The sequence below is a fragment of the Tritonibacter mobilis genome, assembly GCF_001681715.1.
Taxonomy (GTDB): domain Bacteria; phylum Pseudomonadota; class Alphaproteobacteria; order Rhodobacterales; family Rhodobacteraceae; genus Epibacterium; species Epibacterium mobile.
Map to the genome: position 1 here is coordinate 1 of NZ_LNWY01000055.1, position 388 is coordinate 388.

General features: G+C 55.2%; 1 protein-coding gene. It reads right to left on the bottom strand.

What is annotated here, in order from left to right; translation table 11 throughout:
- Window positions 1-77 precede the first annotated feature (77 nt).
- Window positions 78-388 (bottom strand): IS5/IS1182 family transposase (locus UB90_RS22375; protein ID WP_065327173.1); only part of this gene is annotated, 311 nt, incomplete at its 5' end.

Sequence of the window (388 nt, forward strand, 5' to 3'; positions counted from 1 at the left end):
TAGGCTCCAGACTCATTGTTTTAGAGCCCGAACAAGACGATTGCTGCGAGCGCGATTGCGGAGAGGAAGACTTTCGGTCACCTGTCATATCGGGTTGCGACACGCCGCCAATCCTTGAGCCTGCCGAACATGATCTCGATCCGGTTGCGCCTCTTGTATCTCCGCTTGTCGTATTTGATAGGTTTGTCGCGCGACTTCCGTCCTGGGATGCAGGGCTTAATGCCCTTTTCTATTAAGGCGTCACAGAACCAGTCCGCATAGTATCCTCGATTTCCAAGTAGCCAGTCAGCCGATGGCAGACTGCTTACCAACGCCTTGGCACCGGTGTAGTCGCTGACCTGACCCGCGGTGATGAAGAACCAGATCGGTCGCCCTACGGCATCGGTGA